Here is a 22429-nt window from a genome sequence, read left to right as displayed (position 1 = left end):
ACAGGAGAGGCGCATGTTGTGTAGGAGCACCGCCCTCGGTGCGAAGAGTGAAGCCAGAACACCGAGCCGGCCGTTGTTCGCACCCGGGGCGGGTGCTCCTACGGTGGAAGCGTGTGTTGATTGTAGGAGCACCGCCCTCGGTGCGAAGGGTAAGCCAGAACACCGAGCCGGCCGTTGTTCGCACCCGGGGCGGGTGCTCCTACGGTGGGTTCGTGTTTGATTGTAGGAGCACCGCCCCCGGTGCGAAGGGTGAAGCCAGAACACCGAGCCGGCCCTTGTTCGCACCCGGGGCGGGTGCTCCTACGCAGGAGACGCGTGTTGGTTGTAGGAGCACCGCCCTCGGTGCGAAGGGTGAAGCCAGAACACCGAGCCGGCCGTTATTCGCACCCGGGGCGGGTGCTCCTACGCAGGAGACGCGTGTTGGTTGTAGGAGCACCGCCCTCGGTGCGAAGGGTGAAGCCAGAACACCGAGCCGGCCGTTGTTCGCACCCGGGGCGGGTGCTCCTACTCGAACAGCACCCCCAGCGCTTCATCCAGGCGGGTGACGGCAACCACCTGCATGCCCTTGGGGGCCTCCTTGGGGGCGTTGGCCTTGGGCACTATGGCGCGGGTGAAGCCATGCTTGGCTGCCTCCTTCAGGCGCTCCTGACCGCTGGGTACCGGGCGGATCTCGCCGGACAGTCCCAGTTCACCGAATACCATCAGATCCATCGGCAGCGGGCGGTTGCGCAGGCTGGAGATGACTGCGGCAAGCAGCGCCAGGTCGGCGGCGGTTTCCAGCACCTTGACCCCGCCGACCACGTTGACGAATACGTCCTGATCATAGGTGGCCACCCCGCCGTGGCGGTGCAGTACGGCGAGCAGCATGGCCAGGCGGTTCTGATCCAGCCCCAGGGTCACCCGCCGCGGGTTGCCCAGATGGCTGGCGTCGACCAGTGCCTGCACTTCAACCAGCATGGGTCGTGAGCCTTCCCAGGTAGACATGACCACACTGCCGGGGATGGGCGCGTCGTAGCGCGACAGGAAGATCGCCGAGGGGTTGGCTACCTCCTTCAGGCCCTTGTCGGTCATGGCAAAGACGCCGAGCTCGTTGACTGCGCCGAAGCGGTTCTTCACCGCACGCAGCATGCGCAGACGGCCATCGGATTCGCCCTCGAAATAGAGCACCGTGTCGACCATGTGCTCCAGTACGCGGGGCCCGGCCAGGGAGCCTTCCTTGGTCACGTGGCCGACCAGGAAGATCGCCGTGCCGCTCTGCTTGGCGAAACGTACCAGCAGGGCAGCGCTCTCGCGGACCTGGGCGACACCGCCGGGGGCCGACTGCAACTGCTCTGTGAAAATGGTCTGGATGGAGTCCACCACCATGACTCGGGGCTGCTCACGGCGGGCAGTGGCTATGATGTTCTCGATACAGGTCTCGGTCATGACCTTGAGCTGGTCCCGTGGCAGGCCGAGGCGTTCGGCGCGCATGGCCACCTGCTGCTGGGATTCCTCACCGGTCACATAGAGCGCGGGCATGTTGCGGGCCAGCTGACACAGGGTCTGCAGCAATATGGTGGATTTGCCGATACCCGGATCGCCGCCGATCAGCACCACGGATCCGCTGACCAGCCCACCGCCCAGTACCCGGTCCAGTTCCGAGGAGCCGCTGGGCTGGCGTGGTGTTTCCTCCGTGGAGACCTCGGCCAGGGTCTTTACCTGCGCGGCTTCGCCGGCCCAGTGGCTGCTGCGTCCGGCACTGCTGCCGCCGACCGGGGTAGTGTCGATAACCGTCTCCACCAGTGTGTTCCAGGCCTGGCATTCCGAGCATTGGCCGGCCCATTTGCTGAAGGTGGCACCGCATTCGGTGCAGCCGTAGAGTCGCTTGTTCTTCGCCATCGTTGATCCAGTTGGAGTTCGTGCAGCGCTCACTATACCGGTCACCATCGAATAAATCCGGTGGTGGTTGGCGATATCGAGCCGGGCCGCCGCCAGCCCGTCGGCCCCGGCGCTGGGGTATACTGTGCGCCCCCGAAACCGACCCCCGGTAATCCATGCAAGAATGTGAAACTCCTTTCGGCGTGTTGACGCTCGACCGCTATCCGCCGACCGCCAACCCAACCTTGCAGGCCTGGGATGCGGCAGATCTCCATTTGCTGCAGCAGTGCCATCCGGGGGCTGGCGGGCGAGTGCTGGTGATCAATGACAACTTCGGCAGCCTGGCCTGCGCCCTGGCCCGGGGCGGCTGTCAGGTCACCAGCTGGAGCGATTCCTTTCTTGCCGAGCGGGCCCTGCGACTGAATCTGGAACGCAATACATTGGCCGCCGAGCAGGTGGACTTTGTCGACAGCCAGCAGCTCCCAGTCGGGCCGGTGGACCGCGTTCTGCTGCGCATTCCCAAGAGCCTGGCTCTGCTGGAAGACCAGCTGAGCCGGCTGCGCCCGCTGCTGGGTGCCGGCGTGACGGTGATAGCCGGCGCCATGCTCAAGCACCTGCCGCCCACGGCGGGTGGTCTGCTGGAGCGCTATATCGGCCCCTATCAGGCGAGCCTGGCCTGGAAGAAATCCCGCCTGCTGATCGCCATTACTAGCGAAGACCCTGCACCGAAGACTCCTGATCTGGTCACCCGGTACGAGCTGGCAGATACCGGCGTTCTGCTGACCAACCGGCCCGGCGTCTTCTCCCGGGATCGACTGGATATAGGGACTCGGGTGCTGCTGCCCTGCATCCCTGTCGATGTGAAGGCAGCACGGATCGTGGATCTGGGCTGCGGCAATGGCGCTCTGGGTATCCAGGCCGCGTTGTACAATCCCGATGCGCAGCTGAGCTTTATTGACGAATCCTATGCGGCGGTGGCCTCGGCCCGGGACAACTTTGCCGCAGCCTTTCCCGGGCGGCAGGCGCAGTTCCGGGTCGCCGATGGTCTGCTGGATGCTGTGCCGGGCTCGGCCGATCTGGTGCTGTGCAACCCGCCATTTCACCAGCAGCAGGTCATAGGTGATGAGATCGCCATGCGCCTGTTCCAGCAGAGCCGGCGGGCACTGGTCGAGGGCGGCGCGTTGCTGGTGGTGGGCAATCGGCATCTGGGCTACCACGTCAAGCTGCGGCGATTCTTCCGCCGCGTCGAGCAGGTAGGGGGCAATGCCAAGTTCGTGGTGCTGCGGGCCAGCTGAGCGGGTCAGTGGTAGAGGGCGGCCAGCTCGCGCTCGGCCAGTGCCTCGTCACCCAGGTTGAGCATGATCAGGCGCTTGAGGTGGCTGATCGAGTCCAGATCGATGTGTTGACACTCCAGCCCCACCAGTCCCTCGCGGGCGAAGGCCATGCGGACGTCCATATGGATATGCTCGACAGGTGATAGTTCGATCACGGCATGGAACGGCTGATCAGGCTGGATCCGGGACCAGCCATCCGGCTGGAGTATCAGCAGACCGCGCAGGGAAATATCCACCAGCCCGGCCACCGCATGCCAGTCCTCCTGGTGCAGACGGACGGGGGCATCGAAGGGGATACGGCTGAAACGGCGGCGGTCATCAGGCATGGCGGCCCTCACTGATGGAGTGGGCATTGGGCTGAGTATAGTCGCTGGCAGGTGGGGTACGGGATTGTGCGACGATGTGTAGCGGAGGGGCTGCAGGCGTAGCGCAGATGCGCTACGCCGCGGGTTGGCGAGCCGTGATCGGACTCGCCGATACCTCGGATCAGACCACGCCTTGGGCCAGCATGGCGTCGGCTACCTTGACGAAGCCGGCGATGTTGGCGCCCTTGACGTAATCGATGTAACCATCCTCGCACTTGCCATAGCGCTCACAGGCCGAGTGGATGGATTGCATGATGGCGTGCAGGCGGGTATCGACTTCGCCATCGGTCCACTGCATGCGCATGGCGTTCTGGCTCATCTCCAGACCGCTGACAGCGACGCCGCCGGCGTTGGCTGCCTTGCCCGGGGCGAACAGGATGCGGGCTTCCTGGAAGACGTCGATGGCCTCCAGGGTCGAGGGCATGTTGGCACCCTCGGCGACGCAGAAGCAGCCGTTGGCGACCAGCGTGCGCGCGTCATCCCCATTGAGCTCGTTCTGGGTAGCGCAGGGCAGGGCTATGTCACAGGGCAGGTGCCAGGGGCGCTGACCGGCGAGGAACTCCAGATTCAGCTCATTGGCCATGTCCAGCAGGCGGGCGCGGCGCTCGTTCTTCAGATCCATCAGGTAGTGCCACTGTTCGGTGGTCATGCCCTCGGGGAAGTACAGGGTGCCACCGGAGTCGGATACCGAGATGACCTTGGCACCCAGTTCCATGGCCTTCAGTGCCGCGTACTGCGCCACGTTGCCGGAACCGGAAATCGCCACGCGCTTGCCTTCGAAGCTGCGGTTGCACTCCTTGAGCATTTCCTCGGTGAAATACACGCAGCCGTAACCGGTTGCTTCGGGACGGATCAGGCTGCCACCGTAGGTCAGGCCCTTGCCGGTCAGTACCGAAGTGAATTCGTTGCGCAGGCGCTTGTACTGGCCATACAGGAAGCCGATCTCCCGGGCACCGACGCCGATGTCGCCGGCGGGGATGTCCAGATTCTCGCCGATGTGGCGCGACAGCTCGGTCATGAAGGACTGGCAGAAGCGCATCACTTCAGCGTTGCTCTTGCCCTTGGGGTCGAAGTCCGAGCCGCCCTTGCCGCCGCCCATGGGCAGGGTGGTCAGCGCGTTCTTGAATACCTGCTCGAAGGCCAGGAACTTGAGCACGCCCAGGTTGACCGAGGGGTGGAAACGCAGGCCGCCCTTGTACGGGCCGATAGCGCTGTTCATCTGCACGCGGTAGCCGCGGTTGACGTGAACCTGACCGTTATCATCCATCCACGGCACGCGGAACATGATGACCCGCTCGGGCTCGATCAGGCGCTCGATGATGCCCGCCTTGAGGTACTTGGGGTTTTCTTCCAGGAACGGCCACAGTGTGGACAATACCTCTTCGGCTGCCTGGTGGAATTCGGGTTGGTCTGGATCGCGCAGCTTCAGGTGCGCCAGGCAGGCGTTCAGGGTGTCAGTCATGGAAGTCTCTTTTTTGCAAGTTTAAGACGTAATGGCGCAAATTTATCAGAGGCGAGTGCACTCTGAAATAGCAGGGAAAGAAATTTCTGCACCCTTTCTGCGCTATTGATTGGAGGAGAAAGCTCAGCGCCACCCACGCCCGGGGGTGGGTTTTTCATGCTATATGATTGTTTTGCAAGAATTTTTTCTGATTCGGGAGGGCTGCATTGCCTGCGCCATTCGGTCGCAGGCAATGCACCAGAAAAGTTCCCGAAAAATGTGACTTTTCTCAGGCCAGCTTCTTGTAGCGTACGCGATGCGGCTGGGCAGCGGCCTCGCCCAGGCGTTTCTTGCGGTCTTCTTCGAACTCGGTGTAGTTGCCCTCGAAGAATACCACCTTGGCGTCGTCCTCGTAGGAGAGGATGTGGGTGGCGATCCGGTCAAGGAACCAGCGGTCGTGGGAGATGACGATGGCCGAGCCGGGAAAGTCCAGCAGAGCCTCTTCCAGCGCGCGCAGGGTTTCCACGTCCAGATCGTTCGAGGGTTCGTCGAGCAGCAGCACGTTGCCGCCCTGCTTCAGCGTCAGCGCCAGGTGCAGACGACCGCGTTCACCGCCGGACAGATCCTTGACGAACTTCTGCTGGTCGGCGCCCTTGAAGTTGAAGCGTCCGACGTAGCCGCGGGAGGGCACTTCGTAGCTGCCCACGGTGATCATGTCGAAGCCGTCGGAGACCTGTTCCCAGACGGTCTTGTTGCCATCAAGGTTGTCCCGGCTCTGATCCACGCTGGCGATCTTCACCGTTTCACCAATGATGATCTCACCGCTGTCGGGCTGTTCCTTGCCGGTGATCATGCGCAGCAGGGTCGACTTGCCTGCTCCGTTGCCACCGATCACCCCAACGATGGCGCCCTTGGGAATGCTCAGACTCAGGTCGTCGATCAGTACACGGTCGCCATAGCTCTTGGTGACGTTGTGCAGCTCGATGACCTTGTCACCCAGTCGCGGACCGGCGGGAATATAGATCTCGTTGGTTTCGCTGCGCTTCTGGAATTCCTGCGACTGCATCTCTTCGAAGCGTTGCAGACGGGCCTTGGACTTGGCCTGACGCCCCTTCACGCCCTGGCGTACCCACTCCAGCTCGGCCTTCATGGCCTTGGCATGGGCGGCTTCCTGCTTGGCCTCCTGCTCCAGACGGGCGGACTTGGATTCCAGCCACTGGGAGTAGTTGCCCTCGAAGGGGATGCCATGGCCGCGGTCCAGCTCGAGAATCCAGCCGGCGACATTGTCGAGGAAGTAACGGTCGTGGGTGATGGCTACCACGGTACCCGGGAAGTCGTGGAGGAAACGCTCCAGCCAGGCGACCGAGTCGGCGTCCAGGTGGTTGGTGGGTTCGTCCAGCAGCAGCATGTCCGGCGCGGACAGCAGCAGACGGCACAGGGCGACGCGGCGCTTCTCACCACCGGACAGGTGGCCGATCACCGCATCCCACGGCGGCAGCCGCAGGGCGTCGGCGGCCACTTCCAGCTGACGGTCGAGGTTGTGCCCATCTGCGGCCTGGAGGATGGCCTCCAGCCTGGCCTGCTCGGCGGCCAGGGCGTCGAAGTCCGCATCCGGCTCGGCATAGGCGGCGTAGACTTCATCCAGACGGGCCTGGGCGTCCTTGATCTCACTCACGGCCTCCTCGACGATCTCGCGCACGGTCTTGTCCGCATCCAGCTCCGGCTCCTGGGGCAGGTAGCCGACCTTGATCCCGGGCATGGGCCGGGCTTCGCCATCGAACTCCTTGTCAACGCCGGCCATGATGCGCAGCAGGGTGGATTTGCCCGCGCCGTTGAGGCCGAGCACGCCGATCTTGGCACCGGGGAAGAACGACAGGGAAATGTCCTTGAGGATCTGCCGTTTGGGCGGCACTACCTTGCTCACCCGATGCATGCTGTATACGTATTGGGCCATGTGGAAATAACCTTGATTACGAAATAGAGGGAGTGGCACCTCGAACGGGTGCGGAATGGTGGGCAAGGCTAGCTGAAGTCGGGGGTGAGGGCAAATGTGGCACCATGAACCCAACCATTCGACCGCCTGAATCCTTTTCATGTGCCAGTCTGTAACGGTTTGAGGTAAAATGCGGCCTCTTTTTTATTTGTACATCTCTGGCAGAGGGCCGTGACATGTTTAGCCGTTCCAACGATATTGCCTCCTTCGACCCCGAGCTGTGGTCTGCTATGCAGCAGGAAGCTCAGCGGCAGGAAGAGCACATCGAGCTGATCGCTTCCGAGAACTACACCAGTCCTGCGGTCATGCAGGCGCAGGGTTCGGTGCTCACCAACAAGTATGCCGAAGGTTACCCGGGCAAGCGTTACTACGGCGGCTGTGAGTTTGTCGACGTGGCCGAGCAGCTGGCGATCGACCGTGCCAAGGCCCTGTTCGGTGCCGATTACGCCAACGTTCAGCCCCATGCCGGCTCCCAGGCCAACAGTGCCGTGTTCCAGGCGCTGCTGCAGGCCGGTGATACCGTACTGGGCATGAGCCTGGCCCACGGTGGCCACCTGACCCACGGCGCAGCGGTCAACTTCTCCGGCAAGATGTACAACGCCATCCAGTACGGTATCGACACCGAGACCGGTCTGATCGACTACGACGAGGTCGAGCGCCTGGCTGTCGAACACAAGCCGAAGATGATCATTGCCGGCTTCTCTGCCTATTCCCAGATTCTGGATTTCGCCCGCTTCCGCGAGATCGCTGACAAGGTCGGTGCCTACCTGTTCGTCGACATGGCCCACGTGGCCGGTCTGGTCGCCGCTGGCGTCTACCCCAACCCGGTGCCCTACGCTGACGTGGTCACCACCACTACCCACAAGACCCTGCGTGGCCCCCGCGGTGGTCTGATCCTCGCCCGCGCCAACGAGGAGCTGGAGAAGAAGCTGAATTCCGCCGTATTCCCCGGTGGTCAGGGTGGTCCGCTGATGCACGTGATTGCTGCCAAGGCCATCTGCTTCAAGGAAGCCATGAGCGACGAGTTCAAGGCCTACCAGCAGCAGGTAGTGAAGAATGCCCAGGCCATGGCCGGCGTCTTCATCGAGCGCGGCTTCGACGTGGTTTCCGGTGGCACCCAGAACCACCTGTTCCTGCTGTCCCTGATCAAGCAGGACATCACCGGCAAGGATGCGGACGCCGCCCTGGGTCGCGCCTTCATCACCGTGAACAAGAACGCGGTGCCGAACGATCCCCGTTCGCCCTTCGTGACCTCGGGTCTGCGCATCGGTACTCCTGCCGTTACCACCCGTGGTTTCAAGGAAGCCGAGTGCCGCGAGCTGGCCGGCTGGATCTGCGACATCCTGGACAACATGGGTGACGAGTCCGTGGTGGATCGGGTGCGCGATCAGGTCAAGGCCATCTGCGCCCGCTTCCCGGTGTACGTCGACTGATTCGACTGCGCCCAAGCTAGCTCAGACCCCCTGTCGGTAATCCGGCAGGGGGTTTTTTATTGCAATTTGTACCGGGCTGGGTAGGCTGGGGTGATCGGGACTGCGGAGATAAGGACATGCGCAACGCGGCAATCGGCCTGATACTGATGCTGGCAGGGATGGGCGTACTGCGGGCCGAGGGCAAGCCGGAAGTGAATCTGGTTTTCCTCGGGTTTGCCGGGTACTCGGAGTTGTCGCCCTCCGGTGAGGTGGTCGGCCGCGGCGTGGAGATGGTGGAGAGGATCTTCGCCGAGGCAGGCTACCCGATAAGGAAGTCGATACTCCCGGCGGCACGCATCTGGCGGGGGCTGGAGAACGGCAGCATCCATGCCTGGCCGGGCATCTTCAACAAGCCCGGGCTCATCGAGCACACCATCCAGACCGAACGCGATCTGGGCTATGTCGGCATCAACCTCTATTACCTGCCGGGGCGGGCGCCCCCTGTATGGCCGGATGACCTGCGTAACGGCAGCGTCATCACCATCACCAACTACACCTATACCGAGGAGCTGCGCAATCTGCTGGCAGATCCGTCGCGCAATCTGTCGATTCTTCGCAGCAATTCACATACCGGGGCAGTGAAGATGCTCAGGCAGGGGCGAGGGGATTATCTGCTGGATTATCGCAGCCAGGTGCAGTCGGCACTGGGGTCGCTGGAGATGGAACCCTTGCCCTGGGTGCCGGTAGTGGAATTGCCGATGCGGCTTCTGCTGTCACGGCATTCGGGCTTTGCAGAGCAGCTCAAACAGGATCTGGATGAAGCCTTCGACCGCCTGAAGGCGAGGGATGCACAGATGGAGGTGAATCTCTGATCAACGCAGGCAGACGGGCCGAGGCCCGCCTGCTGCAGGTGGCTCAGTCGCGACGCAGGTTCAGCGTGCTCAGGGTGCGCTCGCGCACCTTCTTGAGCAGTTCGGCGTCCTCGACCAGGGACTGGCCATAGGAGGGCACCAGTTCCTTCATGCGGCTCTGCCATTGGGCTGAGGCCATGCGCTCGGGGAAGCAGCGCTCCAGCACATCGATCATGGCCTGCACCGCCGTGGAGGCCCCGGGGGAGGCGCCCAGCAGTGCAGCCAGGGTGCCATCCTTCGCGGCGACGATTTCGGTACCGAACTCGAGCTTGCCGTGGCCCTTGGCGTCCTTCTTGATGATCTGTACCCGCATGCCGGCATTCTGCAGGGTCCAGTCTTCTTCCTTGGCGTCAGGGAAGAAGTTGCGCAGGGAGGCCACACGGCTCTTGTGCGACTGCAGTGATTCGGCGATCAGATAACGGGTCAGGTCCATGTTGTCGCGACCCACCGCCATCATCGGCGCCAGGTTGTTGGGCTTGACCGAAGTGAACAGATCCAGCACCGAGCCCTTTTTCAGGAACTTGGTAGTGAAACCGGCAAAGGGGCCGAACAGCAGTGCGGGCTGGCCGTTGATGATCCGGGTGTCCAGGTGGGGCACCGACATGGGCGGAGCGCCCACGGCTGCCTTGCCGTACACCTTGGAATGGTGCTGCTCGACGATTTCCTGTTTCTTGCATACCAGCCATTGACCGCTGACCGGGAAGCCGCCGTATCCCTGGCTCTCGTCGATCCCGGACTTCTGCAGCAGGGGCAGGGCGCCGCCACCGGCGCCGAGGAACACGAAGTTAGCCTTGAATACCTTGTCTTCGCCGCTCTGTTCGTCGCGCACGGTGACACGCCAGCGACCGCTCTTGCTCTTGCGCAGGCTCTTGACCGAATGGCTCAGGTGCAGCTGGAAGTTGTCCAGGCTGGTGAGGTGCCGGACCATGTTACGGGTCAGGGAGCCGAAGTCGACGTCCGAACCATACTCTACCCGGGTGGCGGCGATGGGCTGGTTGAGCTGGCGCTGCTGCATGACCAGCGGCATCCACTCGGCGATCTGTTCCGGCGACTCGCTGTACTGCATGTCTGCGAACAGGTGATGGGCGCTGAGCAGTTCATGCCGCTTGCGCAGGAAGGCAACGTCCTTTTCACCCCAGACGAAGCTCTGATGGGCGGTGGGATTGATGAACTTGGTGGGCGCCGGCAGTATCTGCTGCTCCACGAGGTGGGACCAGAACTGCAGGGTCACCTCGAAGTTGGCATTGATAGACAACGCGCGGTTGATAGTGATGCTGCCATCATCGGCTTCGGGGGTGTAGTTCAGCTCACAGTAACCGGCGTGCCCAGTGCCGGCATTGTTCCAGCCATCCGTGCTCTCGTGAGCAACGTGATCCAGACGTTCGACCAGGGTAATGGCCATATGCGGATCCAGCTGTTTGAGCAACATTCCGAGCGTGGCGCTCATGACGCCACCACCGACAAGCAATACGTCTACATCTTTTGCTGTCATTAACATGTCGCCTCTTACAAAAAACTGCGCGTATCATACCCGTTTTATCTCACCGGGTGTCATAAGCTTTAGGACTATTCAAACGGGTGTTTAGTGGGGGAAGGGCTGAAGTGTCGGCCGAGGGAATACCCTGATTCTAGACCCTTTTTGTGCCGAGGGCGGGCATTTGTTCGCACCCGGGGCGGGTGCTCCTACGACTAAGGTGCAGGGTCCGATTTTACCGGGGTGGTTGGGCCCAATTGTAGGAGCACCGCCCCCGGTGCGAAGCGGACCGGCATTTGTTCGCACCCGGGGCGGGTGCTCCTACGACTGAGGTGCAGGGTTCGATTTTACCGGGGTGGTTGGGCTCAATTGTAGGAGCACCGCCCCCGGTGCGAAGCGGACCGGCATTTGTTCGCACCCGGGGCGGGTGCTCCTACGACTGAGGTGCAGGGTTCGATTTTACCCGAGGTGGTTGGGCTCAATTGTAGGAGCACCGCCTCGGTGCGAATTGGGGCGGGCATTTGTTCGCACCCGGGGCGGGTGCTCCTACGGCGAAGGTGCAGGGTTCGATTTTACCCGGGGAGCTAGATTGTAGGAGCACCGCCTCGGTGCGAACCGGGCGAGCACCTGTTCGCACCGGGGCGGGTACGGCTGTCCCGCCGGTTCAATCCTCCAGCCCCAGTTTCTTCAACCGGTAGCGCAGCGAGCGGAAGGTCAGCCCGAGGCGGCGGGCGGCGGCGGTCTTGTTCCAGCGGGTTTCTTCCAGGGCCTGGGTCAGGGCCTTGCGTTCGATGTCATCAAGGAAGTCCTCCAGCGAGTCGATCTGGGTCAGGTCGGTTTCGTCGCCGGGAACCGGGGCGGTGTTGAGCTGGATATCCGCCGCGGTAATGACGTCGTTGTCGCACAGGGTGAAGGCGCGCTCGAGGATGTTTTCCAGTTCCCGCACGTTGCCGGGGAAGCGGTAGTTGCTCAGACGTTCCATGCAATCGGGGTGAACATTCGGCGGCTCCACGCCGACCCTGGCGGCAAGTTGCTGCAGTATGTGCCGGACCATCAGCGGGATATCCTCGCGCCGCTCACGCAGCGGGGGTACGCGCAGCTCGATGACATTGAGACGGTAGAACAGATCCTGGCGGAAGCGGCCTTCGGCCACTTCCAGGGCAAGATCCTTGTGGGTCGCGCACAGCAGGCGGACGTTGACCGTTTCCTCCTGCTGGGTGCCGACCGGGCGTACGGCCTTTTCCTGGATCGCACGCAGCAGCTTGACCTGCATGGCCAGCGGCAGGTCGGCGACCTCGTCGAGGAACAGGGTGCCGCCACAGGCTGCCTGGAACAGGCCGGGCTTGTCCGCCACGGCGCCGGTGAAGGCGCCCTTGCGGTGGCCGAAGAATTCGCTCTCCATCAGCTCGGAGGGAATGGCCCCGCAGTTGACCGGCACGAAGGGGTGACAGGAACGGGGACCCAGCTCGTGGATTCGCCGGGCCACCAGCTCCTTGCCGCTGCCGGACTCGCCACTGATATAGATGGGCGCCTCGCTGCGGGCCAGCTTGAGGATCTGACGCCGCATCTGCTGGATCGGCGGCGAGGTGCCGAGGATGGGGTCGTCGTCCGCAGTGGCAGCGTCGGCCTTCTGCCTGGGGCCGGTCAGGCGCAGGGCGGTGTTGATCAGCTCGCGCAGACGCTGCAGTTCCACCGGCTTGGTAACGAAGTCGAAGGCCCCGGACTTGAGCGCGTTGATGGCGGTGTCCAGGCTGCCGTAGGCGGTGATCATGGCCACCGGGGTGGCAGGGTAATGCTGCTGTATGTGCCGGACTATGCTCAGCCCTTCGCCATCGGGCAGGCGCATGTCGGTCAGGCAGAGATCAAACTGCTGTCGGGCCAGCAGGTCGAGGGCTTCGGCGACCGTTGTGGCAGTCCGGGTCTGGACGTTCATGCGGCCGAGGGTCAGATCCAGAAGCTCGAGAATGTCCGGCTCGTCGTCAATGATCAGTGCCAGCGGTTTGTTCACTGGATGCTCCGTGCGTAAAAACTATCTGACCGACATCATACCAGTCGTTTGGGGTGGGCGAAGACAATCCGCATGCAGCTGCCCCGGGGTTCCAGTCGCCGGTACTCCAGTCGCGCCTGGTTGCTCTCACACAGTTCCCTGGAGATATACAGGCCCAGTCCCGTGCCGGTGCTTTCGGTGGTAAAGAAGGGCTCGAAGACCTGGGGTATGTTGCGGTCGTCGATTCCGGGACCGTGATCTATCACTTCGAGAATCGGCAGACCGCTTTCCCGGTCCTCATACAGCTTCAGCCAGATGGTGCGGGGGCTGCCGGGTTCGCCGCTGTAGCGGAAGGCGTTCTGGCAGAGATTGGTCAGCACCTGGTTGAGCTGGTTCGGGTCCATGCGGGTGAGTACGCCTTCCTTCTCGAACTCGCACTCGATGATGTCGGTGCTGGGATTGGCCAGCTCGTAGTCGCGGACGAAATGCGCCAGCCACAGGGTCAGATCCAGCAGCTGGGGATCGCTCTGGCGGCGGCGGGACAGTTCCAGCACGGTTTCTATCACCCGGTTCATGCGGCGGGAATGCTGCTGGATGATGTCGGTGAGGCGGCGATCCTGGTCCTGGAAGCTGGGGGATTCGGCCAGCAACTGCGCCGCATGGCTGATGGCGCTGAGGGGGTTGCGGATCTCGTGGGCAATGCTGGCGGTCAGCCGCCCCAGGGAAGCCAGCTTGAGTTGCTGGGCCTGCTGCGCCACCACGGTGTTGTCATCCAGAAATACCAGGGTCGACTCGTTATCCTCTTCGGGCAGGCGCTTGAAGCTGGCCATGATTTCAACGCCGCCCACGTGATTGCGGAAGGGCAGACCGCGGATGCTGGGGTTGATCTGCCACTGGCGCAGGCGCTGGCCCAGCTCCGGTGCCAGTCGGTCCACCTCCATGCCACGGATCACCGCCTTGCCCAGCATCTGCGCCGCCGCTTCATTGGCCAGCAGGACCTGATGGTTGTTGTTGAGCACCATGATGCCGGTACGCATGCGCTGGATGATCACCTGGTTGAGCTTTTCCAGGCTGGCCAGGCTGGCGGCGTGCTGTTGAGCCAGGCTTTCCGAATGACGCAGGCGGCGGCTGAGGCGCTGCACGAACAGGGCAACGGCAAAATAGATGCAGCCCAGCACGCCGACCTGCAGGTAGTTCTGGTTCAGCGCGGGATCGGAGAGGCTGAGGAAGAAGGTCAGGTAGATGAGCGCCATGCTGGCCAGTGCCGCCAGCAGCAGGCCGATGCGCCCATGCAGCAGGATGTTGCCCGAGGCCACCGGAATGATCAGCAGGTTGCCCAGACCGCTGGCGGCGCCGCCAGCTGCGTAGAACAGCATGGACAGGAGGAAGATATCCAATGCAGCGAGCACGAACAGATGGATGTCCTTCTTGCCCTGATGCAGCAACAGTGCGATGAGCACGTTGACGATCAGGTAGATCCAGCTGAGGCTCTCGTAGAGGTCCGCGTTGCGCAGGTCGATCAGCCCATCGCGCAGGGCGGAGCTGGTCAGCAGGGTGAGGAAGAACCCCAGTACCACCCGATAGATATTGTAAACACGCAATATTTTCGGGCGTTGGGAGTCAACCGTATCAGGTGCGCTGGTCCACATCGCGATGCTCGCTGCAGCAATACCATTTGCCGTCCTGGTACAGGGCCAGGTTTTCCGGGAGATGCAACTGACACTGGGCGCAGCGGACCATACGCTCTGGCTCGGGGGCGTCGTGGCGCCGCGATTCGGCCCTGGCCGCCTTGAAGCGACGCCACAGCAGGTAGGCCACGTAGGCCAGTGCCAACAGAATGAGAAACCTGATCAAGCCCATGTGTACCGTTGTCCCTATGAAAACAGCCCGTAGTGTATCCCACCGGGGCACTGTACCAAACAGATCTGTCGCCCTCGTTGCGACGCCTTCGGGCTTGATCGACAATATGCCCATTATCGAGACAGGAGATCGGCGATGACAGCCCGTGTGCGAATGGTTTTGGCTCAACTCAACCTGCGGGTCGGTGATATTCACGGCAACCTGCAGCGTCTGGTGGACGCGGCGATCCGCGCGCGGGATGAGCTGCAGGCGGATGCCATCATGTTCCCCGAGCTGGCGCTGTGCGGCTATCCGCCGGAGGACCTGCTGCTGCGTTCGAGCATGCAGCAGCGCATTGAGCGCGCGTTGGCGGAGCTGGCCGAACGGGTGCCGGACATCCACATACTGGTCGGCTACCCCTGGCAACAGGACGGTCACTGCTTCAACCGCGCGGCGCTGCTGTTCAATGGCCAGGTGCAGGCGACCTACGACAAGCAGAAGCTGCCGAACTACAAGGTGTTCGACGAAAAGCGCTACTTTGCCGAGGGCGACAGCGCCTGCGTCACCGAGATCAAGGGGCTCAAGGTGGCCCTGAGCGTATGCGAGGATATCTGGCACCCCGAGCCCATGCAGCAGGCGCGGGAGGCCGGAGCCAGGCTGATGCTCAATATCAATGCGTCGCCGTTCCACATGGGCAAGCAGATCGAGCGGGAGGACACCCTGCGCCTGCGCTGTGCCGAAGGTGGCATGCCGGTCCTCTATGTCAACCAGATCGGCGGGCAGGACGAGCTGGTATTCGACGGCGGGTCCCTGGCCATGGCGGCCAATGGGGATATCGCCCTGCGTGCGCCGGCATACGACGAAGGGCTGTTTGCGGTGGACGTGGACTTCGACGAGCAGGGCGTGCGATTGCAGCAGGGCCGGCTCGAGCCGCTGCCGGAGCTGGAGGCCAGCATCTATCAGGCGCTGGTGGTCGGCGTTCGCGACTACATCGGCAAGAATGGCTTCAAGGGCGTATTGCTGGGGCTGTCCGGCGGTATCGACTCGGCCCTGACCATGGCGGTAGCGGTGGATGCCCTCGGGGCGGAGCGGGTGGAAGCGGTGATGATGCCCTACCACTACACCTCGGAAATCAGCATCCATGATGCCGCCGAGCAGGCCACCCAGCAGGGGGTGATCTACCGGGTACTGCCGATCGCCCCCATGGTAGAGAGCTTCATGGCGACGCTGGCCCCGGTGTTCGAGGGTACTCAGCGTGATACCACCGAGGAGAATCTGCAGGCACGCTGCCGTGCCGTGTTGCTGATGGCCCTGTCCAACAAGAGCGGGGCCCTGGTGCTGACCACCAGCAACAAGAGCGAGTCGGCGGTGGGCTACTCGACCCTGTACGGCGACATGGCCGGGGGCTTCTGTGTGCTCAAGGATGTGCCCAAGACCATGGTCTATCGGCTGGCCGAGTACCGTAACAGCCTCGGACCGGTGATTCCGCAGCGGGTCATCGACCGCCCGCCGTCAGCCGAGCTGGCGCCCGGGCAGAAGGACGAGGATTCCCTGCCGCCCTATCCGGTGCTGGACGAGATACTGCGCCTGTACGTGGAGCAGGATCAGTCGGCGGACGACATTGTCAGAGCGGGTTTCGACGCGGAGCTGGTGCACAGGGTGCTGACCCTGGTGGACCGCAACGAGTACAAGCGGCGCCAGGCGCCGATAGGCCCCCGAGTGACGCAGCGCGGCTTTGGTCGAGATCGGCGGCTGCCGATTACGGCCAGGTGGGCGTTGGAGAGCTAACAGCGACCCGGGAGGGACGGCATCGGCTCGTCCATTTCATCGAGCTGGTGCTCGACGTTCCCGGGAAGCTCGACGTTCCCGGGAGTTCAACGTTGCCGGGAGGGTGTTCCGGGGGTTGCCTGGGAGGGGCGAGCACTGGCTCGTCCACTTCATCGAGCTGGTGCTCGACGTTCCCGGGAGTTCTACGTTTTCGGGAAGCTCCGTGTTCTCGGGAGTGGGGAGTCCGGGGTTGCCTGGGAGGGGCGAGCACTGGCTCGTCCATTTCATCGAGCTGGTGCTCGACGTTCCCAGGAAACGCGACCAGGAAGCTCGACGCTCCCCGGTGGTAGCGTTCAGTCAAACAATCCGAAGGTCATGCGGCTCCAGATCGAGCGCTTGGGCTGCTGCTCTTCCCGCTGGGGTGCGCGGATGTCCTTGGGCAGTGCGCTGCGGGCATTCTGGTACTGCTGCTCCATCTCCCGCTCCATCTGTGTCTCGCGGTTCATCGACGGCGGGGTCAGTGCCTTGTCCAGCAGGCCGGTGGTCATGGACTTGAACCAGCCCGCATCCTTCTGTGCCGGCTCCACATGGTGACGGAACTCGCCACCCTTCAGGCTCGGGTGATCGGGGTAGTTGGTCTGCAGGGTCAGCAGGGCGTTGTCGGCCAGATCATCCATTGCCAGTCGGCGGTAGGCTTCCACCATCAGCGCCAGGCCGTCACCTACTGCCGGGGTCTGCTGGAAATTCTCGACAATGTAACGGCCACGGTTGGCCGCCGCCACATAGGCGCCACGCTTGAGATAGTAGTGGCCGACGTGGGCATCGTAGGCTGCCAGCAGGTTGCGCAGGTAGACCATGCGCAGGCGGGCATCCGGCGCATAGCGACTGTCCGGGTAGCGGCTGACCAGCTGAGCGAACTCGTTGAAGGAGTCGCGGGCGGCGCCCGGGTCGCGGCGGGTCATGTCCAGGGGCAGGAAGCGCTCGAACAGGCCGCGGTCACGGGTGAAGGAGGTCATGCCACGCATGTAGTAGGCGTAGTCCACATCGGGATGCTGCGGGTGCAGACGGATGAAGCGGTCTGCCGAGGACTTGGCGGCCTCCAGCTCCATGCTCTGGTAGTAGGCGTAGATCAGCTCCAGCTGGGCCTGTTCGGCAAAGCGGCCGAAGGGGTAGCGCGACTCCAGCGCGCGGAGCGAATCGATTGCCATGCTGTAGTTGTTGGCATCCAGATTCTTCTGGGCCATCGCATACAGTTCGGACTCGCTGAGAGACTCATCCAGTACGTTTGCCTTGTTTGATGAGCAGGCTGCCAGCAGTACCACCAGACCCACCAGCATGAGATGTTTTATCGACATATGTTGACATCCGGAGGGACGACCTTGTGCTGTTGCCGTGACAGCCGTCCTGTTATAGTTGGCTACTGTTGCCGGACACCTCTTGTGCCCGCACAGAAGCCGTATTTAACCACAGCGTCGAGCCGAAACCAAAAGGGATTGCGTGTCATCTCTGCGCCTCGGCGCATGCCAGCGAGCCTCAGATGTCAGAACGAATCCGCCTGTCCGCGCAGGTCACTCCCGAGTGTGGTGGTCAACGCCTTGACCAGGCCGCAGCCCAATTGTTCCCCGGCCACTCCCGTTCCCGTCTGCAGGGCTGGATCAAGGACGGCAGCCTGACCGTGGACGGCAAACAGATCCGTCCCCGGGACATGGTCTATGGCGGCGAGATGCTGGAGCTGGATGCCGAGCGGGAAATCCAGGGCGACTGGCAGCCACAGGACATCAAGCTGGACATCGTCTATGAAGATCACGCGCTGCTGGTGATCAACAAGCCCGCCGGTCTGGTGGTACATCCCGCCGCCGGCCATCAGGATGGCACCCTGCTCAACGCGCTGCTGCATCACGCCCCGGAGCTGGCCACCGTGCCGCGGGCGGGCATAGTGCACCGGCTGGACAAGGACACCACCGGGCTCATGGTCGTGGCCAAGACCCTGGAGGCGCAGACTGATCTGGTCGTGCAGCTGCAGAACCGCACCGTGACCCGGGAATACGAATGCGTGGTGGTCGGTGTCATGACCGCTGGTGGCAAGGTGGATGCGCCCATTGCCCGGCATGGTACCAATCGCCAGAAGATGTCAGTGGTGGCCGGCGGCAAGGAGGCAGTCAGCCATTACCGGGTAATCAGTCGTTTCCGTGCCCACACCCATGTACGGGTCAAGCTGGAGACCGGCCGCACGCACCAGATCCGTGTCCACATGAGCCATATTCATTATCCGCTGGTGGGCGACAGCACTTATGGTGGTCGCCTGCGCATACCGGCGGGCGCATCGTCGGAACTGATCGCGATGTTGCGCAACTTTCCGCGCCAGGCGCTGCATGCCCGGCGACTGGAACTGGAACATCCTGACGACAACCGGCCCATGCGCTGGGAAGCCCCGTTGCCGCAGGATATGGTGGAGCTGCTGGCGCTGCTGCGCGCCGATGGTGAACAGGAAGAATGAAGGATTTCTGGTTGAAGGCCGACTGGCCTGCTCCCGAATGGGTAAGAACCTGCGTGACGACGCGCCAGGATGGCTGCAGTCAGGGACGCTTCAAGGGATTCAATCTGGGCAGCCATGTGGGCGACGATGCCAACCACGTGCTGGCCAACCGCGCCGAGCTGGCGCGGCTGACCGGTAGCCGCATTGCCTGGCTGGACCAGACTCACAGTACCGATGTGGTCGAGGCTGCCCCCGGCCTGGTGGAAGAGGCTGACGCCAGCTGGACCACCGAGCCGGGTGTGGCTTGCGCGGTGATGACTGCCGATTGCCTGCCGGTCCTGTTCTGCGACCGCGCCGGCACCCGGGTGGCAGCAGCCCATGCCGGATGGCGGGGGCTGGCCTCCGGCATTCTGGAAAATACCGTGGCTGCCATGCAGGTGCCCCCGGAGGAGCTGCTGGTCTGGCTGGGGCCGGCGATCGGTCCCGACGCCTTCGAGGTCGGGCCGGAAGTCAAGGAGATCTTCGGCAGCATCGCCGCTGCGGACTGCTTCAAGCCATCGGCAAGGCCGGGGCACTATCTGGCGGATATCTATCAGCTGGCGCGACTGCGCCTGCAGGCGCTGGGGATAGAGGCCATTCATGGTGGTGGCTGGTGCACCGTGAGCGACTCGGTGCGCTTCTACTCCTATCGCCGGGACGGACAGACCGGTCGTTTCGCTTCACTGATCTGGATTGAGGCGTCAATCTGACAGAAAATTGACGCTCGTCAGGTTTTTGCCCTTGAAAGCGGGATAATCATCCTTATCTATCATTCATCTCATATGAATCTGTTAAGGATGGATACTCATGCGTATCGACCGTCTCACAAGCACTCTGCAAGTGGCCCTGTCCGATGCCCAGTCCATGGCTGTCGGGCGGGACCACAATCAGATTGACCCCCTGCACCTGATGCTGGCCTTGATGGAGCAGCAGCACGGCTCCATTCGACCGCTTTTGCTGCAGGTGGGCTTCGATCTCAACGCGCTGCGCCAGCAACTCAGCGAGGCCATGGAGCAGCTGCCGACCATCAGCAACCCCACCGGGGATATCAACCTGTCCCAGGATCTGGCGCGCCTGCTGAACAAGGCCGATGCCCTGGCGCAGAAGCGGGGCGACCAGTTCATCTCCAGTGAGCTGGTGCTGCTCGCCGCCATGGACAGCAACACCCGCCTGGGCAAGATACTGCTGGGGCAGGGTGTGTCTGCCAAGGCTCTGGAAACAGCCATCGACAACCTGCGTGGAGGTGAAACCGTGAACGACCCCAACGCTGAAGAGTCCCGCCAGGCGCTGGACAAGTACACCGTCGACCTGACCCGCCGTGCCGAAGAGGGCAAGCTCGACCCGGTGATCGGCCGCGACGACGAGATTCGCCGTACCGTTCAGGTGCTGCAGCGCCGTACCAAGAACAACCCCGTGCTCATCGGTGAGCCCGGGGTGGGCAAGACCGCGATTGTCGAAGGTCTGGCCCAGCGTATCGTCAACGGCGAAGTGCCGGACGGCCTCAAGGGCAAACGTCTGCTGTCGCTGGACATGGGCGCGCTGATCGCCGGGGCCAAGTTCCGCGGCGAGTTCGAGGAGCGCCTGAAGGCGGTCCTCAACGAGCTGAGCAAGCAGGAAGGGCAGGTCATCCTGTTCATCGACGAGCTGCACACCATGGTCGGGGCCGGCAAGGCCGAAGGTTCCATGGATGCCGGCAACATGCTCAAGCCGGCCCTGGCTCGTGGCGAACTGCACTGCGTGGGTGCCACTACCCTGGATGAATACCGTCAGTACATCGAGAAAGACGCCGCTCTGGAGCGCCGCTTCCAGAAGGTGCTGGTGGATGAGCCGAGCGAGGAAGACACCATCGCCATTCTGCGCGGCCTCAAGGAGCGTTACGAGGTTCACCACAAGGTGGCGATCACCGACGGCGCCATCATCGCTGCGGCCAAGCTGTCGCACCGCTACATCACCGACCGCCAGCTGCCGGACAAAGCCATCGATCTGATCGACGAGGCAGCCAGCCGCATCCGCATGGAGATCGACTCCAAGCCCGAGGAGCTCGACCGTCTTGACCGTCGCCTGATCCAGCTCAAGGTGGAGCAGGAGGCGCTGAAGAAGGAGGAGGACGAGGCCGCCCGCAAACGTCTGGAGAAGCTGAAGGAAGAGATTGCCCGGGTCGAGAAGGAATACGCCGATCTGGAAGAGATCTGGAAGGCCGAGAAAGCCGAGGTGCAGGGCACTGCACAGCTGCAGGAGAAAATCGAGCAGGCCAAGGCCGAGCTGGAGCAGGCACGGCGCAAGGGTGACCTGAACCGCATGGCCGAGCTGCAGTACGGCATCATCCCCGATCTGGAGCGCAGCCAGCAGATGGCCGAGCAGCACAGCAAGACCGAGAACCAGCTGCTGCGCAACAAGGTGACCGACGAGGAAATCGCCGAGGTGGTCTCCAAGTGGACCGGTATCCCGGTATCCAAGATGCTCGAAGGCGAGCGGGACAAGCTGCTGCGCATGGAAGATGAACTGCACAAGCGGGTGATCGGCCAGCACGAGGCCGTGGTTGCCGTATCCAACGCGGTGCGCCGTTCCCGTGCCGGGCTGTCGGACCCGAACCGGCCCAGTGGCTCCTTCCTGTTCCTCGGCCCCACCGGGGTGGGCAAGACCGAGCTGTGCAAGGCGCTGGCGGAGTTCCTGTTCGACACCGAAGACGCCATGGTGCGCATCGACATGTCCGAGTTCATGGAGAAGCATTCCGTGGCCCGGCTGATCGGCGCGCCTCCGGGTTATGTGGGTTATGAGGAAGGGGGCTATCTGACCGAAGCCGTTCGCCGCAAGCCCTACTCGGTGATCCTGCTGGATGAGGTGGAGAAGGCACACCCGGATGTGTTCAACGTGCTGCTGCAGGTGCTGGAAGATGGTCGCCTGACCGACAGCCAGGGCCGTACCGTGGACTTCCGCAACACCGTGGTGGTGATGACCTCCAACCTCGGTTCGGCGCAGATCCAGGAACTGGCCGGTGACGTGGAAGCACAGCGGGCGGCGGCCATGGACGCCATTGGCCAGCACTTCCGTCCGGAGTTCATCAACCGGATCGACGAAGTGGTGGTGTTCGAGCCGCTGGGCAAGGAGCAGATCGCCGGCATCGCCGACATCCAGCTCAGCCGCCTGCGTCAGCGTCTGGCCGAGCGCGACCTCAATCTGGAACTGAGCGACGAAGCGGTGGAAAAACTCATCGCCGTCGGCTACGACCCGGTCTACGGCGCCCGCCCGCTCAAGCGCGCGATCCAGCGCTGGATCGAAAACCCGCTGGCCCAACGCATCCTCGCCGGCGACTTCGAACCCGGCGCGGTGATCAAGGCCGGCGTCGAAGGCGACGAGTTCAGCTTTACCAGCTGAGGCGGTTGAGGGGTATTGGGGAGTGGACGAGCCAGTGCTCGTCCGTCCCGGGTCACTCCCTTGACACCGCACTCCCCGGTAATGCCGAGCGTCGAGCCCTCCGAGAGTGTCGAGTTTCCTGGGAACGTCGAGCACCAGCTCGATGACGCGGACGAGCCA

The 22429-nt window shown here is 63.0% G+C and carries 16 protein-coding genes; 7 read left to right on the top strand and 9 right to left on the bottom strand.

Annotated elements, in window-relative coordinates; genetic code table 11:
- Nucleotides 1-504 precede the first annotated feature (504 nt).
- Nucleotides 505-1878 carry a DNA repair protein RadA gene (gene radA / locus VF673_RS14720; protein ID WP_440292481.1) on the bottom strand — a complete coding sequence of 458 codons (1374 nt, stop codon included), beginning with the start codon at nt 1876-1878 and terminating at the stop codon, nt 505-507.
- Between the two features lie 155 nt (nt 1879-2033).
- Between radA and VF673_RS14715 the strand changes: the two genes are divergently transcribed.
- Nucleotides 2034-3152, top strand: a complete 1119-nt coding sequence (locus VF673_RS14715; RefSeq protein ID WP_440292480.1) for a methyltransferase — start codon at nt 2034-2036, stop codon at nt 3150-3152.
- A gap of 5 nt (nt 3153-3157) precedes the next feature.
- Here the strand turns inward: VF673_RS14715 and VF673_RS14710 are convergent, their stop codons facing one another.
- The 3 genes from VF673_RS14710 to ettA form a co-directional block, all read right to left on the bottom strand.
- Nucleotides 3158-3517: a PilZ domain-containing protein gene (locus VF673_RS14710; RefSeq protein ID WP_440292479.1), complete on the bottom strand. Its 360-nt coding sequence runs from the start codon at nt 3515-3517 to the stop codon at nt 3158-3160.
- Between the two features lie 160 nt (nt 3518-3677).
- Nucleotides 3678-5018, bottom strand: coding sequence for an NADP-specific glutamate dehydrogenase (gene gdhA, locus VF673_RS14705; RefSeq protein WP_320331704.1), 1341 nt, complete (start codon nt 5016-5018; stop codon nt 3678-3680).
- A 268-nt stretch (nt 5019-5286) separates the two neighbouring features.
- Nucleotides 5287-6951, bottom strand: a complete 1665-nt coding sequence (gene ettA / locus VF673_RS14700; protein WP_320331705.1) for an energy-dependent translational throttle protein EttA — start codon at nt 6949-6951, stop codon at nt 5287-5289.
- Nucleotides 6952-7166: 215 nt separating this feature from the next.
- Here ettA and glyA point away from each other — a divergent pair, with 215 nt between their 5' ends.
- Together glyA and VF673_RS14690 are read left to right on the top strand one after the other, a co-directional pair.
- Nucleotides 7167-8423, top strand: a complete 1257-nt coding sequence (gene glyA, locus VF673_RS14695) for a serine hydroxymethyltransferase (protein ID WP_090538392.1) — start codon at nt 7167-7169, stop codon at nt 8421-8423.
- 116 nt (nt 8424-8539) lie between these two features.
- Nucleotides 8540-9274, top strand: a complete 735-nt coding sequence (locus VF673_RS14690) for a substrate-binding periplasmic protein (protein ID WP_440292478.1) — start codon at nt 8540-8542, stop codon at nt 9272-9274.
- A 43-nt stretch (nt 9275-9317) separates the two neighbouring features.
- Here the strand turns inward: VF673_RS14690 and mqo are convergent, their stop codons facing one another.
- The 4 genes from mqo to VF673_RS14670 all read right to left on the bottom strand — a co-directional run bounded on the left by mqo (nt 9318) and on the right by VF673_RS14670 (nt 14634).
- Entirely contained in the window at nt 9318-10805 is a 1488-nt protein-coding gene (mqo, locus tag VF673_RS14685) for a malate dehydrogenase (quinone) (RefSeq protein WP_090538390.1), read from the bottom strand.
- A gap of 646 nt (nt 10806-11451) precedes the next feature.
- On the bottom strand, nt 11452-12795 hold the full coding sequence (locus VF673_RS14680; protein ID WP_440292477.1) for a sigma-54-dependent transcriptional regulator: 1344 nt from the start codon (nt 12793-12795) through the stop codon (nt 11452-11454).
- A gap of 35 nt (nt 12796-12830) precedes the next feature.
- Complete coding sequence (locus tag VF673_RS14675; RefSeq protein ID WP_440292476.1) at nt 12831-14423, bottom strand: sensor histidine kinase; 1593 nt, start codon at nt 14421-14423, stop codon at nt 12831-12833.
- Nucleotides 14404-14634 carry a PP0621 family protein gene (locus tag VF673_RS14670; RefSeq protein WP_090538387.1) on the bottom strand — a complete coding sequence of 77 codons (231 nt, stop codon included), beginning with the start codon at nt 14632-14634 and terminating at the stop codon, nt 14404-14406. The genes VF673_RS14675 and VF673_RS14670 overlap by 20 nt, the downstream gene beginning before the upstream one ends.
- Before the next feature lie 135 nt (nt 14635-14769).
- Between VF673_RS14670 and VF673_RS14665 the strand changes: the two genes are divergently transcribed.
- Nucleotides 14770-16401 carry an NAD+ synthase gene (locus VF673_RS14665; RefSeq protein ID WP_440292475.1) on the top strand — a complete coding sequence of 544 codons (1632 nt, stop codon included), beginning with the start codon at nt 14770-14772 and terminating at the stop codon, nt 16399-16401.
- Between the two features lie 332 nt (nt 16402-16733).
- Here the strand turns inward: VF673_RS14665 and VF673_RS14660 are convergent, their stop codons facing one another.
- Nucleotides 16734-17735: an outer membrane protein assembly factor BamD gene (locus VF673_RS14660; RefSeq protein ID WP_440292474.1), complete on the bottom strand. Its 1002-nt coding sequence runs from the start codon at nt 17733-17735 to the stop codon at nt 16734-16736.
- A gap of 182 nt (nt 17736-17917) precedes the next feature.
- Here VF673_RS14660 and rluD point away from each other — a divergent pair, with 182 nt between their 5' ends.
- From rluD to clpB, 3 genes are all read left to right on the top strand, one after another.
- Complete coding sequence (gene rluD, locus VF673_RS14655; protein ID WP_440292473.1) at nt 17918-18877, top strand: 23S rRNA pseudouridine(1911/1915/1917) synthase RluD; 960 nt, start codon at nt 17918-17920, stop codon at nt 18875-18877.
- Nucleotides 18874-19605: a peptidoglycan editing factor PgeF gene (gene pgeF / locus VF673_RS14650; RefSeq protein WP_440292472.1), complete on the top strand. Its 732-nt coding sequence runs from the start codon at nt 18874-18876 to the stop codon at nt 19603-19605. The genes rluD and pgeF overlap by 4 nt, the downstream gene beginning before the upstream one ends.
- A 97-nt stretch (nt 19606-19702) precedes the next feature.
- Nucleotides 19703-22270, top strand: a complete 2568-nt coding sequence (clpB, locus tag VF673_RS14645; RefSeq protein WP_440292471.1) for an ATP-dependent chaperone ClpB — start codon at nt 19703-19705, stop codon at nt 22268-22270.
- Nucleotides 22271-22429 lie beyond the last annotated feature (159 nt).

Source organism: Halopseudomonas sp. Lyrl_26, assembly GCF_051948695.1.
Classification (GTDB): domain Bacteria; phylum Pseudomonadota; class Gammaproteobacteria; order Pseudomonadales; family Pseudomonadaceae; genus Halopseudomonas; species Halopseudomonas formosensis.
Note: the sequence above shows the minus strand (reverse complement) of the source record. Positions and strands in the feature narration are given on the sequence as shown.